The 14440-nt window shown below is 58.2% G+C and carries 12 protein-coding genes; 6 read left to right on the forward strand and 6 right to left on the reverse strand.

All coding sequences use genetic code 11. From position 1 onward, the window contains the following. Position 1 precedes the first annotated feature (1 nt). From PMA3_RS00615 to PMA3_RS30380, 3 genes are all read left to right on the forward strand, one after another. Positions 2 to 931, forward strand: a complete 930-nt coding sequence (locus tag PMA3_RS00615; protein WP_064675355.1) for a sigma 54-interacting transcriptional regulator — start codon at positions 2 to 4, stop codon at positions 929 to 931. A 252-nt stretch (positions 932 to 1183) separates the two neighbouring features. Beyond that, positions 1184 to 1966, forward strand: coding sequence for a MetQ/NlpA family ABC transporter substrate-binding protein (locus PMA3_RS00620; RefSeq protein WP_064675356.1), 783 nt, complete (start codon positions 1184 to 1186; stop codon positions 1964 to 1966). Between the two features lie 238 nt (positions 1967 to 2204). Next, positions 2205 to 3302, forward strand: a complete 1098-nt coding sequence (locus PMA3_RS30380; RefSeq protein ID WP_082930238.1) for an RHS repeat-associated core domain-containing protein — start codon at positions 2205 to 2207, stop codon at positions 3300 to 3302. Positions 3303 to 3317: 15 nt separating this feature from the next. Here the strand turns inward: PMA3_RS30380 and PMA3_RS00630 are convergent, their stop codons facing one another. Beyond that, positions 3318 to 4478, reverse strand: coding sequence for an AAA family ATPase (locus PMA3_RS00630; protein WP_064675358.1), 1161 nt, complete (start codon positions 4476 to 4478; stop codon positions 3318 to 3320). 183 nt (positions 4479 to 4661) lie between these two features. Between PMA3_RS00630 and PMA3_RS00635 the strand changes: the two genes are divergently transcribed. From PMA3_RS00635 to PMA3_RS00645, 3 genes are read left to right on the forward strand one after another with little or no spacing between them, the layout of a single operon-like run. Then, complete coding sequence (locus PMA3_RS00635; RefSeq protein ID WP_064675359.1) at positions 4662 to 5765, forward strand: efflux RND transporter periplasmic adaptor subunit; 1104 nt, start codon at positions 4662 to 4664, stop codon at positions 5763 to 5765. After that, positions 5762 to 6829: an efflux RND transporter periplasmic adaptor subunit gene (locus tag PMA3_RS00640; protein WP_064675360.1), complete on the forward strand. Its 1068-nt coding sequence runs from the start codon at positions 5762 to 5764 to the stop codon at positions 6827 to 6829. Before PMA3_RS00635 ends, PMA3_RS00640 begins: the two co-directional genes overlap by 4 nt. After that, the gene (locus PMA3_RS00645) at positions 6826 to 9879 is read left to right on the forward strand and encodes an efflux RND transporter permease subunit (RefSeq protein ID WP_064675361.1); all 3054 of its coding nucleotides are present in this window, start codon (positions 6826 to 6828) and stop codon (positions 9877 to 9879) included. Before PMA3_RS00640 ends, PMA3_RS00645 begins: the two co-directional genes overlap by 4 nt. 15 nt (positions 9880 to 9894) lie before the next feature. Here the strand turns inward: PMA3_RS00645 and PMA3_RS00650 are convergent, their stop codons facing one another. The 5 genes from PMA3_RS00650 to PMA3_RS00670 form a co-directional block, all read right to left on the reverse strand. Further along, on the reverse strand, positions 9895 to 10524 hold the full coding sequence (locus tag PMA3_RS00650) for a class I SAM-dependent methyltransferase (protein ID WP_064680590.1): 630 nt from the start codon (positions 10522 to 10524) through the stop codon (positions 9895 to 9897). A gap of 127 nt (positions 10525 to 10651) precedes the next feature. Next, entirely contained in the window at positions 10652 to 11719 is a 1068-nt protein-coding gene (locus tag PMA3_RS00655; protein WP_064675362.1) for a methyltransferase, read from the reverse strand. Positions 11720 to 11765: 46 nt separating this feature from the next. Further along, positions 11766 to 12149, reverse strand: a complete 384-nt coding sequence (locus tag PMA3_RS00660; protein ID WP_064675363.1) for a nuclear transport factor 2 family protein — start codon at positions 12147 to 12149, stop codon at positions 11766 to 11768. A 39-nt stretch (positions 12150 to 12188) separates the two neighbouring features. Further along, positions 12189 to 13124 (reverse strand): aldo/keto reductase, encoded by a 936-nt coding sequence (locus PMA3_RS00665; protein WP_064675364.1) that lies wholly within the window; start codon positions 13122 to 13124, stop codon positions 12189 to 12191. A gap of 18 nt (positions 13125 to 13142) precedes the next feature. Then, on the reverse strand, positions 13143 to 14201 hold the full coding sequence (locus tag PMA3_RS00670; RefSeq protein WP_064675365.1) for a type III polyketide synthase: 1059 nt from the start codon (positions 14199 to 14201) through the stop codon (positions 13143 to 13145). Positions 14202 to 14440: the final 239 nt, after the last annotated feature.

Genomic DNA, 14440 nt, shown 5'->3' on the forward strand with positions numbered 1-14440 from the left:
CATGAGTTTCGAAGCCTTCGGTCAGCCGCTGCTGACCTTTCCCGATGCAGAAAAAAGTCCCCTTAGCATTCGCGCCAAGGCGCTGGTATTTGTCGATCCGCGCTCGCGCCAGTTGCGCCAGGAGCTGGAGCAACTGGCGCCGCGTTCGATTTCCGTGTTGATCCGTGGCGAAACGGGTAGCGGTAAGGAATTGTTGGCGCGGCACATCCACCGCGCCAGTGATCGTGGGGGCTTGTTCGTTTCGGTGAATTGCGGCGCGATCAGCCCCACTTACGCCGATGCCGAATTGTTCGGTTACGCTGCCGGCAGCTTCAGCGGTTCGGCCAGCAGTCGCGCCGGCTGGTTCGGTTCGGCCAACGGCGGGACGCTCTATCTGGACGAGATCGGCGACCTGCCGTTGCCGATCCAGGTCAAACTGCTTGCCGCCCTGGAAAACCACGAAGTCACCCGCGTCGGCGCCCAGCAACCGAGTCCGGTGGATGTGCGCCTGGTGGCCGCCACCAGCATCGATCTGGCCCAGGCGGTTGCTGCCGGGAAATTCCATGAGCGGCTTTATCACTATCTCCGCGAAGGTCAACTCGAACTGCCCGCCTTACGCGAACGGGTGGGCGATATCCTGTCGCTGGCCGAGTACTTTCTCGGCATCTATAGCCAGCGTCTGGACTTGGCAGTGCCGCTGATCAGCGAGGCTGCGCAGCATGTGCTGGAACAGCACAGTTGGCCGGGCAACACTCGAGAGCTGGAAAACGTCATTCACTTTGCGTTGTTGGTGAGTACGGGCGATGAGATTTTGCCCGAGCATTTGAATTTGTCTGAAGTGCCTGCCTCGCTGGTGGCGATCGAACGGCAACTGAAGCAGATCCTCACCAGAGGCACTGCCAGCGAACAAGCAGCACTGAAACAACTCTTGAAAGACGCCGCGCTCGTGTAGGAGCGAAGCTTGCTCGCGAACCAGACAACGCGGTGTATCAGGAAGGACGCCTTCGCGGGCAAGCCTCGCTCCTACAGGGAATGAGCCAGCCAGCGCTGTATGAACAAAATGGAATATGAAAGTGAATAAAAGATATTGTTCGGGAATAAAAAATCCCGGTATTGTCCGCGTCACGCCAGCGATAGCACTTCACTGGCACCTGTATTAATAGCCGTCGTTGATGACGACCGCGATTTTCGATAAGGACACTGCATGAAAAAGGTTCTGTTGTTCACCGCACTGGCGGCTGCCCTGACGGCGGGCCTGGCCCAGGCTGGCGAGAAACTGGTGGTGGCGGCGACCCCGGTCCCGCACGCCGAAATTCTGGAACTGATCAAGCCGACCCTCGCCAAAGAAGGCGTGGACCTGGAGATCAAAGTCTTCACCGACTACGTTCAGCCGAACGTGCAGGTCGATCAGAAGCGTCTGGACGCCAACTACTTCCAGACCCTGCCGTACCTGAAAAGCTTCAACGAAGGCAAAGGCACTAACCTGGTGACCGTGATCGGCGTGCACGTCGAACCGTTCGGTGGCTACTCGAAGAAAGTCAAAAGCCTGGCTGAATTGAAAGACGGCGCAACCATCGCCATTCCGAACGAAGGCAGCAACAGTGGCCGTGCCCTGATCCTGCTGCAGAAGGCTGGCCTGATCGAGTTGAAAGACCCGAAAAATGCCCTGGCGACCCCGAAAGACATCGCCAAGAACCCGCACAACTTCAAGTTCAAGGAGTTGGAGTCAGCCATGCTGCCGCGTGTACTGGATCAGGTCGACCTGGACATGATCAACACCAACTACGCACTGGAAGCGGGTCTGAACCCGGCTAAAGACGCGCTGGTGATCGAAGGCGCCGATTCGCCTTACGTGAACTTCCTGGTGGCGCGCCCGGACAACAAGGACAGCGTCGCCATCCAGAAACTGGCCAAGGCCTTGACCAGTCCTGAAGTGAAGGCATTCATCGAGAAGAAATACAGCGGCGCGGTACTGCCGGCGTTCTGATTCGCGAGGTAAACCCCTTCAAGGTTTCAACGCCGACGGCTTTCAGTAGCGTCGGCGTTTTTTATGCAGAAGGCGAATTGCGCGATGAACCAAGCCGCAAGGCGTGATTGTCGAGAGTGGGAGCGGGTGATTGATCTGACTACCCGATGATTCCTCTGCTGGCTACCTAGCAGTTCTGCTAGGTGGCGGGGTGCCGTCGTTGGTGCACACTGACTGCCTGACGGTGAGGGGTTCTGTAATGGAAACGTTCAATTCCGGCTCGTGTCGTTATCGCTACAACGCACTGGATCAGCTGACCGGGCTTGAGCCTGTCGGGCAAGCGACGTCGCAAAGGTTTTATCGTCTTGAGCATCTGGCAACCGAGGTTCAAGGTCCCACCAGCCAGAGCGTATTGCAGCACGGCACTCAACTGCTGGCGCTGCAAACGCGCGAAGGCGACGACTTCCACAGCCAGTTGCTGGCCACCGATCAACAACGTTCCGTGTTGCGTGTCACCGACCCTGTCGGACCTGTGCAGCAGGTATACACGGCTTACGGTCATCGCCGGGTCGATCGCGGTCTTGGCAGTCTTCTGGGTTTCAACGGCGAAGCGGTCGATCCGGTCACCGGCCATTACTTGCTGGGCAACGGCCATCGGGCCTTCAATCCGGTGCTGATGCGTTTCAATAGCCCTGACAAACTGAGCCCATTCGGTCGCGGTGGGCTCAACGCGTATGCTTATTGCCTTGGCAATCCGGTGAGCTTCAGAGATCCGACAGGGCAAGCAACCGAGCAAACCTGGCAACCCTGGTTGATAGTGGCGCTGGGTGCTCTGGGCCTGGTTTCAGCGGGGGTCGGATTGTTCTCGACGGGACTCGCATTCAAGAATTTGAAGGTTACGAGCGTCCCCGCTTCTGCTGCGGCCTCGAAAAAAGCCGTCCAAGCAGGTGCCGTAGCAACCGTTGCAGGTGTTGTTGGAGCCGGAGTGGGAATGGCAAGAGCAAGTATCAACGCGGCTGATCCAAGTAGTAGCGCTCAAGATGCTCTAATCATTGCTGCCGTGGCACTGAGCGTTATCTCGCTAGCAGGCACAATCAGCTCGGTGGGTTTCAGCTTACAGGGGCACAGATTGAACAAGGCCGCAGCACTGAGTGCCGCGACCAGCGAGCCTATAGTTGCTGCGCGTAGAATACCTCGTGCGCAGCTTCTTCAGGTGGGTCCTTCAGCTCCTCCCCTAACGCCTCGCGCTGTCCCCTCAACGCTGCCCCCCATCGGTTTTGAACGATTCAGGTCTGGTCAACATGGCACTATTGGGCCGCAGCAAGCCCTGAATATTCGGCGTAATCATCAGTTCTAGCCACGCACCGATAATTTAATCCGGCCAATACCAAGCCGGCTCATCCAGCATCCGCTGCCCGACAATCCCGGTCTGGCCCAATGTCTTCTCCAGCACGATGCAATTGCATTCCTCATCCTCCTGCAACGCCGAAATCAGTCGCCGGGCATGGGACACCACCCACACCTGGCTCTGCGCCGACGCCCGGATAATCAACCGCGCCAGCGCCGGCAACAGGTCCGGGTGCAGGCTGGTTTCCGGCTCGTTCAGCACCATCAGCGACGGGGGGCGGGGCGTCAGCAGCGCGGCGACCAGCAGCAAGTAGCGCAAGGTCCCATCGGACAACTCGGCCGCCGATAACGGTCGCAACAACCCTTCCTGATAAAACTCAATGGCAAACCGTCCGCCCTGTAACGGCGCGATGCTCAATCGCGCGCCCGGGAACGCGTCACTGATCGCCGTCTGCAAAGCCTCTGGATCGCCGATTTCCCGGATGGTCTGCAACGCGGCAGCCAGATCACGACCATCGTGGTGCAGCACCGGCGTGCGGGTGCCCAACTGCGGTTGACGCACGGGCGCGTCGGCGTCGCTGCGAAAGTGATCGTAGAAACGCCAGCGGCGGATGAATTCCCGCAACTGCATGACTTCCGGCGAGGTACGAAAGCTGCCGACCTGATCGAACAGGCTGTCGAAATTCGGCGTGTGCCGGGCCAGGACTTCCCAGCTGCGACCTTCACGCGCACGAATCATCGGGCCATCGCGGTCCACCAGCAGGCTGGCCGGGCGATAGAAAGGCCCGGCCCAGATGCATTCCTTTTTGATTTCCGGGTCCAGGGAAAAACAGGAAAGGGTCTTTTCCGGCAAACCCAGCGCGATGCAATAGCTGAAATCTTCCCCGGCAAACCCCAAACGCAGGCGTTTGACCCCCTGTCGAACAGTCGCCTCTATCGGCACTTCGCCGTTGCGCATGCGCCGGCTGATGTGTTCCGGGCCGGCCCAGAAGGTTGAATCCAGTCCGCCCTCGCGAGCCAAGGCATTGACCACGCCTCCCTGGGCGGTTTCCGCCAACAGGCGCAACGCGCGGTAGAGGTTGGATTTACCACTGCCGTTGGGGCCGGTGATCAGGTTCAGCCGGCCCAGGGGGATTACCAGTTTATTGATCGAACGGTAATTGGCGACCGCGAGGGTTTTGAGCATAAAAGGACGTTCTCTGTTGCCCCGAAACGGCATCAGGATAACCCTGTTGGCGAAGTTGACGTGTAGGACCTATATGCAACTCTTGTAGGAGGAAATGCATGTCAGCGTAGGCGAAGGTGGAACCCTGTTATAAGCTCACAGTCGTATCGAACTGGCACGCCCGTACAACGCAAAGGAGTCTGCATGGCTGGTCCCGGATTGAAAAGAGTGGTCGGCCTGAGTGTCCTGGCTTTGCTGACCGCCTGCGGCGAGAAGCCCCAGGTTGAAAAGGAACGTCCGCGGGTTTTCGTGCAGGAGGTCAAGTCGGCTGACTACGCGGCCTCGGTGACCCTCACGGGGGATGTCCAGGCGCGAGTGCAGACCGAACTGTCATTTCGCGTCGCCGGCAAAATCATCCAGCGCACGGTCGATGTCGGTGATCGGGTGACGGCCAGACAGGTGCTGGCCAGGCTCGATCCGAAGGACCTGCAAACCAGCGTCGATTCGGCCCAGGCGCAGGTGGTTGCCGAACAGGCACGGGTCAAGCAGACCGCCGCCGCTTTCGTGCGCCAGCAAAAACTGCTGCCCAAGGGCTACACCAGCCAGAGCGAATACGATTCCGCCCAAGCCGCCTTGCGCAGCAGTCAAAGCGCCCTGGCGGCCGCCCAGGCACAATTGGCCAATGCCCGTGAACAACTGAGCTATACCGCCTTGATTGCCGACGCGCCGGGGGTGATTACCGCCCGCCAGGCCGAAGTCGGCCAAGTGGTACAGGCCACGGTGCCGATTTTCAGCCTGGCCCGGGACGGTGAGCGCGACGCGGTGTTCAACGTCTATGAATCGCTGTTGGCCGAACCGCCGACGGATAAATCGGTGGTGGTCAGCCTGCTCGAAAACCCGGCGATCAAGACCACTGGCACCGTGCGTGAAGTCACCCCGGCAGTGTCTGCGCAGACCGGTACCGTGCAGGTCAAGGTCAGCCTCAACGGCCTGCCGGAAGGCATGCAGCTTGGCTCGGTAGTGAGTGCCACGGCCAAGACGCCGGGCAAATCCGCCGTGGAATTGCCCTGGTCGGCACTGACCAAAAACCTCAGCGACCCGGCCGTGTGGCTGGTGGACGACGAAGGCAAGGCGCAGCTGCACACCGTCACCGTCGGCCGTTACCTCATCGGCAATGTCGTCATCAGCGCTGGCCTCAAGGGTGGCGAAAAAGTCGTCATCGCTGGCGGCCAGTTGCTGCATCCCGGCGTGAAGGTGGAGATTGCCGAAAACACGTATAAGGACTTAGGCGCGGGAGCCCAGCCATGAAGCGTCTGATGCTGGTGCTCTGCGTTGGAATGCTGGTGGCCTGTTCGAAAGAAGAACCGCCACCGGAACCGGTACGCCCGGTGTTGTCGATCAAGGTCCAGGCACTGGACGAGGAAAGTCTCGGCCGCTTTGCCGGCAGTATCCAGGCCCGCTATGAAAGTAATATCGGTTTCCGCGTGCCGGGTCGCATCGCCAGCCGTAACGTCGATGTCGGCGCCGAAGTCGAGAAGGGTGCCTTGCTCGCAACGCTTGACCCCACTGACCAGCAAAACCAGTTGCGCTCGGCCCAGGGCGATCTGGCACGGGTCCAGGCGCAGTTGATCAACGCTCAGGCCAACGCCCGCCGCCAGCAGGAATTGTTCGATCGCGGCGTCGGTGCGCAAGCCCAACTGGACATCGCCCAGACCGACCTCAAGACCACTCAGGCCTCCCTCGACCAGGCCAAGGCGGCGGTCGATCAGGCCAAGGATCAACTCGACTACGTCGAACTGCGCGCCGACCACAAAGCCATCGTCACTGCCTGGAACGCCGAAGCCGGGCAAGTGGTGACGGCCGGCCAGCAAGTGGTGACCCTGGCGCAGCCGGATATCAAGGAAGCGGTGATTGACCTGCCCGACACCCTGGTCGACCAATTGCCGGCGGACGTGGTGTTTCAAGTCGCCGCGCAACTGGACCCAAGGATCACCACCACTGCCATTGTTCGCGAAATCGAACCCCAGGCGCAAAGTGCGACCCGTACCCGTCGCGCCCGCCTGAGCCTGACTGACACGCCACCCGGTTTTCGCCTGGGCACGGCGATCAGCGTGACCCTCAGCTCCGCGATCAAACCGCGCATCGAGTTGCCGGTGAGCGTGCTGCAAGAGGTGGATGGCAAATCGCGGATCTGGGTGGTCGATCCACAGACGCAAACCGTTTCGCCGCGGGACGTCAGCCTCATCAGCCGCACGGACAGCACGGTGGTCCTGACCAACAGCGTGAAGTCCGGTGAGCGGGTCGTCAGTGCGGGGGTAAACAGCCTCAAACCGGGGCAGAAAGTGAAAATCGACGAGGACAGCCCGCAATGAAAGGGAGTTTCAACTTATCCGAATGGGCCCTCAAGCATCAGTCGTTCGTCTGGTACTTGATGTTCGTCGCGCTGCTGATGGGTGTGTTCTCGTACATGAACCTCGGTCGCGAAGAAGACCCGTCGTTCACCATCAAGACCATGGTGATCCAGACTCGCTGGCCGGGTGCGACCCAGGAAGAAACCCTCAAGCAGGTCACGGACCGGATCGAGAAAAAGCTCGAAGAACTCGACTCGCTCGACTATGTGAAAAGCTACACGCGGCCCGGCGAATCGACGGTCTTCGTGTACCTGCGCGACACCACCAGTGCCAAGGACATTCCGCAAATCTGGTACCAGGTGCGCAAGAAGATCGACGACATCCGCGGGCAGTTCCCCCAGGGCTTGCAAGGGCCGGGGTTCAACGACGAATTCGGTGATGTGTTCGGCTCGGTCTACGCCTTCACCGCCGACGGCTTGTCGATGCGCCAGTTGCGCGATTACGTCGAACAGGTCCGTGCCGAGATTCGCGAAGTGCCGGGGCTGGGCAAGGTCGAGATGGTCGGTGAGCAGGACGAAGTGCTCTATCTGAATTTCTCCACCCGCAAACTGGCGGCGCTGGGCATTGATCAGCGCCAGGTGGTGCAAAGCCTGCAATCGCAAAACGCGGTGACGCCGGCCGGGGTGATCGAGGCTGGGCCGGAGCGGATCTCGGTGCGCACGTCCGGTCAATTCGAGTCCGAGAAAGACCTGGCCAACGTCAACCTGAGGCTCAACGATCGCTTCTATCGTCTGGCCGACATCGCTGAAATAAGCCGGGGTTACGTCGACCCGGCCACGCCGCAATTTCGCTTCAATGGTCAGCCCGCCATTGGCCTGGCCATCGCCATGAAAAAAGGCGGCAACATTCAGGCGTTCGGCAAGGCCCTGCACCAGCGCATGAATGACCTGACCGCCGACCTGCCGGTGGGCGTCGGCGTGCATACCGTTTCCGACCAGGCGGACGTGGTGGAAAAAGCCGTCGGCGGCTTCACCAGCGCCTTGTTCGAGGCGGTGGTCATCGTGCTGGTCGTCAGCTTCGTCAGCCTCGGGGTACGTGCCGGGCTGGTGGTGGCGTGCTCGATTCCGCTGGTGTTGGCGATGGTCTTCATCTTCATGGAATACAGCGGCATCACCATGCAGCGGATTTCCCTCGGCGCGCTGATCATCGCCCTCGGCCTGCTGGTGGACGACGCGATGATCACGGTGGAGATGATGGTCACCCGGCTGGAGATGGGCGAAACCAAGGAGCAGGCAGCCACGTTCGCCTACACCTCGACCGCATTCCCGATGCTTACCGGCACCTTGGTGACAGTGGCCGGGTTTGTGCCTATCGGTCTGAATGCCAGTTCGGCGGGCGAGTACACCTTCACCCTGTTTGCAGTGATCGCCGTGGCGATGCTGGTGTCTTGGGTGGTGGCGGTGTTGTTTGCGCCGGTGATAGGCGTGCACATCCTCAGTGCCAACGTGAAACCCCATGATGCGGAACCCGGTCGTATCGGCCGCACATTCAATTACGGCATGCTCTGGGCCATGCGCAACCGCTGGTGGGCCATCGGCATCACCATTGCACTGTTCGCGGCGTCGGTGTTCTCCATGCAGTTCGTGCAGAACCAGTTCTTCCCGTCCTCCGACAGGCCGGAAATCCTCGTCGACCTCAACCTGCCGCAAAACGCCTCGATCGCTGAAACCCGCAAGGCGGTGGACAAGCTCGAAGCGACCCTCAAGGACGATCCGGACATCGTGCGCTGGAGCACCTACATCGGCGAAGGTGCGATCCGTTTCTACCTGCCACTGGACCAGCAATTGCAAAACCCGTACTACGCGCAGTTGGTGATCGTCAGCAAAGGCCTGGAGTCGCGCACAGCCTTGAGCCAGCGCTTGCGTGAACGGCTGCGCAAAGACTTCGTCGGCATCGGCAGTTACGTCCAGGCACTGGAAATGGGCCCGCCGGTGGGGCGGCCGATTCAGTACCGGGTCAGCGGCAAGGACATCGATCAGGTGCGCAGGCACGCGATCGCGCTGGCCACCGAACTGGATAAGAACTCGCACATCGGCGAGATCATTTTCGACTGGAACGAGCCGGGCAAAGTCCTGCGCATCGACATCGCCCAGGACAAGGCGCGGCAACTGGGGCTATCGTCGGAAGATGTGGCCAACCTGATGAACAGCATCGTCGTCGGTGCGCCCGTGACCCAGGTCGATGACGATATCTACCTGATCAATGTCGTGGGTCGCGCGATCGACGCGGAACGCGGTACACCGGAAACCCTGCAGAATCTGCAGATCGTCACACCGGGCGGCACCTCCATCCCGCTGCTGGCGTTCGCCACCGTACGCTATGAGCTGGAGCAACCGTTGGTGTGGCGCCGCGACCGCAAACCGACCATCACCATCAAGGCCGCGGTGCGAGACGAGATCCAGCCGACCGATCTGGTGAAACAGCTGAAACCGGACATCGAGAAATTCGCCGCCACTTTGCCGGTGGGCTACAAGGTCGCTACCGGCGGTACGGTCGAGGAAAGCGGCAAGGCCCAGGGGCCGATCGCCAAGGTGGTGCCGTTGATGCTGTTCCTGATGGCGACCTTCCTGATGATCCAGTTGCACAGCGTGCAGAAGCTGTTCCTGGTGGCCAGCGTCGCACCCCTGGGCTTGATCGGCGTGGTGCTGGCGCTGATCCCGACCGGCACGCCCATGGGCTTCGTGGCGATCCTGGGGATTCTGGCGCTGATCGGTATCATCATCCGCAACTCGGTGATCCTGGTGACCCAGATCGAGTCGTTCGAGAAAGACGGCTACGCACCGTGGGACGCGGTGCTGCAAGCGACCGAGCATCGGCGTCGACCGATTCTGCTGACGGCGGCAGCGGCGAGCCTGGGGATGATCCCGATCGCCCGGGAAGTGTTCTGGGGGCCGATGGCCTACGCGATGATTGGCGGGATCATCATCGCCACCTTGCTGACGCTGCTGTTTTTGCCGGCACTGTATGTGGCCTGGTACAAGATTCGCGAGCCGAAGAAAGAGGCGGCATAAAGGCGTCAGAACTGACTACACAGATCTACGCCAAACACTCGCCAACCAAGGCTGCTGCTCCCGCGGCAGCCCCGCCGGCCGGTAGTAATGCTCCAGCTCGACAAACCCCGCCTCGGTCAGCAATTGCTGCCACGCGTGAAGATCGTGATACGCCCCATAACGCGGCCCGTTCCACCCCTCCTGATTCTCCCCGCGCGGATTGGAACTGAACAACACGCCGCCCGGCTTCAGCGCCCCACGCAGTTCCTTCAACACCCGCGGCAACTCCTGCCGCGGAATGTGGAACAGCACTGCATTGGCAAAAATCCCGTCGAAACGTTCAGCCGGCAAATCGAGTTTCAGAAAGTCCTGCTGCCAGACCTCGCAACCGCTGTCCTCGCGGGCCATCTGCGCGAACTTCTCCGAACCATCGAGGCCGACAGCGGTATGACCCATGCGCGTGAACGTCTGCAAATCACGCCCCGGCCCACAGCCAAAATCAAGAATGTCGAACGGCGCCTCACCCTGGATATGCCGCAACAGGGCATCGATGTTCTGGCTGACATCGTGATCGCGGGTGCCCTCGCGAAACCCTTCGGCCACCGAGTTGTAATGGCCCAGGGTGGTGGCGGTGATCTGCTCGAGGTCGGCGGGAGTCTGTTTCATGGCAGCCATTCACAATAGAAAAATCAAGTGACCACTATAGGGCTTTCATAGATCCTTGCACCTTTTGCCGCGCGCTGGAAATCCCGATGTCATTGCCGCATGAATCGGCACGCATGGCTGATCAGGCCTAAGGAAAGGTCTGGGACGCGGGGATTTCGGGGGCAGTTTTGTAACCGATAACCGCACCGTTCGCTGCAGGGGCATCGAACCGGATTGTCTCGAGGCGAGTAAAACCGGTTTTCTTCAACCAGACGCTGTATTCGGCAGCGGTGTAGTTGCGTCCCCAGGTTTCAATCAGCATGTTAAGGCTCATCAGTGCGGCGCCTGCAGGCCCGTCCTTGCGGTCGTTCACAAACTGGTCACAGATGATCAATCTTCCGCCCGGCGGCAAGGCGGAGAAACATTTTGCGATGATCATCTGGCAATCCTCTTCATTCCAGTCAAGCAGTATTCTGGACAGTAAAATGACCTCATGCCCACAAGGCAGGCAGGGATCAGCGAAGAAGTCTCCTTCGATCAGGGCGATACGGTTTGCAAGGCCCGCCCTATCGATTTTCGGGCGGGTCAATGTGCAGACAAAGGGTAAGTCATAAACAGCCGCCTTCAATTGGGGATATCGATTGCAAAAAATAATGTCGAAGGCGGCACCGCCTCCACCCACATCGAGAAGGCGTCGGGTTGTGGAAAAATCGATTACATCCAGAAGTTTTTGGGCCGTCGTGACCGACAACGCATACATCGCTTCCCAGAAATCATGCACAAGGTCGGGATCTTCACCATCAAAGAGACTGGTTTGATTGTTCGGATCCCAGGTTTGCGGACAATTGTCATGCAATGCCTGCCTTAACTGCATCCACGCCGGATATTCACGTCGGTCGGCCATTTGAATCCAGCCACCGAAATACATCGGCTTGTCGCGAACGAGGTAGCAATCGGACAGTCGCGAGTTTGCGTAGCGGTCATCGAGTTTTTCCAGTAGTCCCAGGGCGGCGCAGGCGGTCAATAGCATTTCGGCTGGGCGTGGTTGAATCCTGTAGTGTCGGGAAAATTCAACAACAGTGATGCCCCCGGACCTGGAAAGATCAGTAAACAGATTTAGTTCATTGGCAACCGCCAGAACTTTTGACGCCCAAAACCCTGTCACAAGTGCCATGAGAGGTTGGGCGCTTGGCGTGAGTGAGGTATCTGCCGGCATTTATCAACTCTCTTGCGGTTTACTGAAATCAAGTCCGACAGCGACCTCAAAAATAACGGTTAAGCTTGGCTGCGTCATAGGCGTTTTCCCAATGTTCCACAATTCGGCCGTTGCGGAACCGCCATAGTCCGCAGAAAGGCATCTCGTGATGTTGGCCTTTTATAAAGATACGTAACATGCCGAAGACTGCCCCGAAGTGATCATTCGCGGTGATATCTTTCACGTCCATGATCAGCGTATTGTTGGTCAACTCAATCAGTTCGAGTTCTTTTTCCAGAACCGCTTTTTTCCCGACTACGTTTCTTGCGTGTCCCGGTATTTCCCGGCTAGCGGTATGCAGGATGACATCATCATCGACATACTGATCGATGCAGCTTAGATCCGCATAGATTTTATGCAGCATTATTGCATTGGGGTGCGAGCCAGACATACTGATGCTCCTGCTATCATTTTTTTGAAAAGGTACTGTTTAATGTTCAGGTCGCCAGGTTGGCGGATGTGCTTCGTCAACGGCGCTGGCAATGGCCGCCAGGTCGGCAGTACTCAATTGAATATCAGTTGCCTTTATATTTTCTTCCAGATGTTTGATGGTAGTCGTTCCTGGAATGAGCACAGTCGCCGGCGATTTATGAAGCAGCCATGCCAAGGCAAGTTGCGAGGGTGATGCGCCGAAGCGCTCTGCAATCGGAGCAAGTACGTTATCCGGACCGACGAGACCGCCATGCCCTAGTGGAAACCAGGGGATGTAGGCGACGTTATTTTTCTGCGCGTGTTTTAGCGTTGCTTCGTCAGTTCGATCCGCAATGTTGTACAGGTTCTCTATCGCGACGATGTCGACTATCCGTTGAGCTTCCTGCAGTTGAGCAATGGACACTCCGGGTTGCCCGGACAAGCCGATGTGGCGGATTTTTCCCTGTTTCTGCAGGGCGGCGAGTTCACCTAGTTGATCCTCCAGCGGCACGCAAGGGTCGATGCTATGGAGCTGGTACAGCGGAATACGCTCCATACCCAGATTTCGCAGGCTCAGTTCTACCTGTTGACGCAAATAGGCAGGTCGTCCGCAGGGAACAATGTACGGGGCTCCTGGTTCGCCGTGAATCCAGTCTTTTGGACCGGAACGAAGCAACCCCCCTTTGGTGCATATCACCAGGTCTTCTGCATAAGGATGCAAGGCGCGACGAATGATCTGTTCATTGTTTCCTGGCCCATAGCAGTCCGCCGTATCAATGAAGTTGACCCCAAGTTCGACGGCTCGCCGGAGCAACCTGACCGCTTTTTCCGGGTCGTCGGGATCGCCCCACATGCCGTAGCCGGTCAGGTGCATGGCGCCATATCCAAGACGGTTGACGATCATGTCGCCGCCAATGGTTAACTGATAAGCAGTTTGTTTTTGTTGATAGCTCATGATGTTCTCCTCGGTGTTTTATTGGGAGAGGCCATTGCCCTGCCATGTGCCCAGGACAATTTCGGCGGTTATGCCGGGCCCGAATCCAGCGATAATTCCGCGTGATCCATCGGGCAGACCCGCAACGAATTGACGACGCAACGCATCAAGAACAACAACGGAAGCGACGTTGCCGTACTCGGTGAGCGTGGCTTGACTGTGTTCGAATAAATCGAGGTCGACCTGCAAAAAGTGCGACAGGTCGGAAAGTATTCGGGGGCCGCCAGCGTGAATAATATAAAAGTCCAGTTGCTCAACGTCCCAGTCGTGAACAGAGGCCATGGCACGCAATTGGGGGGCTAACTGCTCCATGGTTCCTGGTACTCGACGGTCCAGCTGGAAGTGAAAGCCGGTGTTCTTGACCGCATAACTGATCCAGTCTTCTGTACCCAGCACCAAGCGCGATCCGTTGTGTTCAAGTCGCATTCCCCGCCCCCCTTGGCCGCGCACTACAGCAGCACCCAAGGCGTCGCCAAACAAACCGTTCGACAACAGATTGCCGATATTCAGGTCGGAAGGTTGGTAGCATAAGGAGCAAAGTTCGCAGGCTACAATCAGTACATTCGCTTCGGGATAGGCTTGGCAAAAGTTATGGGCGTGACTGATTGCTGCGCCTCCTGCGGCGCATCCAAGTTGTGCGATAGGCAGCTGTCGAGTGTCATTGCGAAAGCCCAGATTATTGATGATCCAGGCAGTAAGTGATGGCATGGTGAAACCTGTGCATGACACAAAAATGATTGCATTGATTTGTTCAGCGGTTACTTGTGCATTTTTTAATGCTGTTTCAATCACCGCCGGCAGTCGTTTTTTGGCTTCGTGGACGTAAGTGAGATTGCGCTCCTCGAAGCCTGGGTGATGCAGCGTTTTTTCGATTGACTGCACCAGGTGTCGCTTCTTGACTCCGGTATTTTTTATCAGGCGCAAGATGAGCGATAAGTTTGTATGGTGGGGATGAAGTTGACGCGCAAGCTCCAGTGTCTGCTCCATGTCGATAGTGTGCTCCGGAACGGAGATGGCTGGGCAACAGAGTACTGACATGACACGATCCCTCGTGTGGATGAATGCTGATGATCAAGTTGGTTTTTAGTTGATGCGCTGGATTATATTTTCATGGCCGTCGATACCCGGTGGTCTCCAATACAATCGCTGTTCTCATCGTTAATTTGGTTTCTTTTTGCGATAGTATCAACTGTCAAAAATGACAGCGGGTTAGTTTGATTTGGACTTATCGAGCATCGGATTAATTATAGATTCCGGATCCGGGCTACTAAACCCGA

Source organism: Pseudomonas silesiensis (assembly GCF_001661075.1).
Lineage (GTDB): Bacteria > Pseudomonadota > Gammaproteobacteria > Pseudomonadales > Pseudomonadaceae > Aquipseudomonas > Aquipseudomonas silesiensis.

Excerpts from the sequence above, each read along its gene's own strand:
- PMA3_RS00655 (WP_064675362.1), bottom strand. The coding sequence starts at position 11,719 with ATGCCGGCAGATACCTCACTCACGCCAAGCGCCCAACCTCTCATGGCA.
- PMA3_RS00615 (WP_064675355.1), top strand. The coding sequence starts at position 2 with ATGAGTTTCGAAGCCTTCGGTCAGCCGCTGCTGACCTTTCCCGATGCA.
- PMA3_RS00620 (WP_064675356.1), top strand. The coding sequence starts at position 1,184 with ATGAAAAAGGTTCTGTTGTTCACCGCACTGGCGGCTGCCCTGACGGCG.
- PMA3_RS00670 (WP_064675365.1), bottom strand. The coding sequence starts at position 14,201 with ATGTCAGTACTCTGTTGCCCAGCCATCTCCGTTCCGGAGCACACTATC.
- PMA3_RS00650 (WP_064680590.1), bottom strand. The coding sequence starts at position 10,524 with ATGAAACAGACTCCCGCCGACCTCGAGCAGATCACCGCCACCACCCTG.
- PMA3_RS00645 (WP_064675361.1), top strand. The coding sequence starts at position 6,826 with ATGAAAGGGAGTTTCAACTTATCCGAATGGGCCCTCAAGCATCAGTCG.
- PMA3_RS00665 (WP_064675364.1), bottom strand. The coding sequence starts at position 13,124 with ATGAGCTATCAACAAAAACAAACTGCTTATCAGTTAACCATTGGCGGC.
- PMA3_RS00660 (WP_064675363.1), bottom strand. The coding sequence starts at position 12,149 with ATGTCTGGCTCGCACCCCAATGCAATAATGCTGCATAAAATCTATGCG.
- PMA3_RS00640 (WP_064675360.1), top strand. The coding sequence starts at position 5,762 with ATGAAGCGTCTGATGCTGGTGCTCTGCGTTGGAATGCTGGTGGCCTGT.
- PMA3_RS00630 (WP_064675358.1), bottom strand. The coding sequence starts at position 4,478 with ATGCTCAAAACCCTCGCGGTCGCCAATTACCGTTCGATCAATAAACTG.
- PMA3_RS00635 (WP_064675359.1), top strand. The coding sequence starts at position 4,662 with ATGGCTGGTCCCGGATTGAAAAGAGTGGTCGGCCTGAGTGTCCTGGCT.
- PMA3_RS30380 (WP_082930238.1), top strand. The coding sequence starts at position 2,205 with ATGGAAACGTTCAATTCCGGCTCGTGTCGTTATCGCTACAACGCACTG.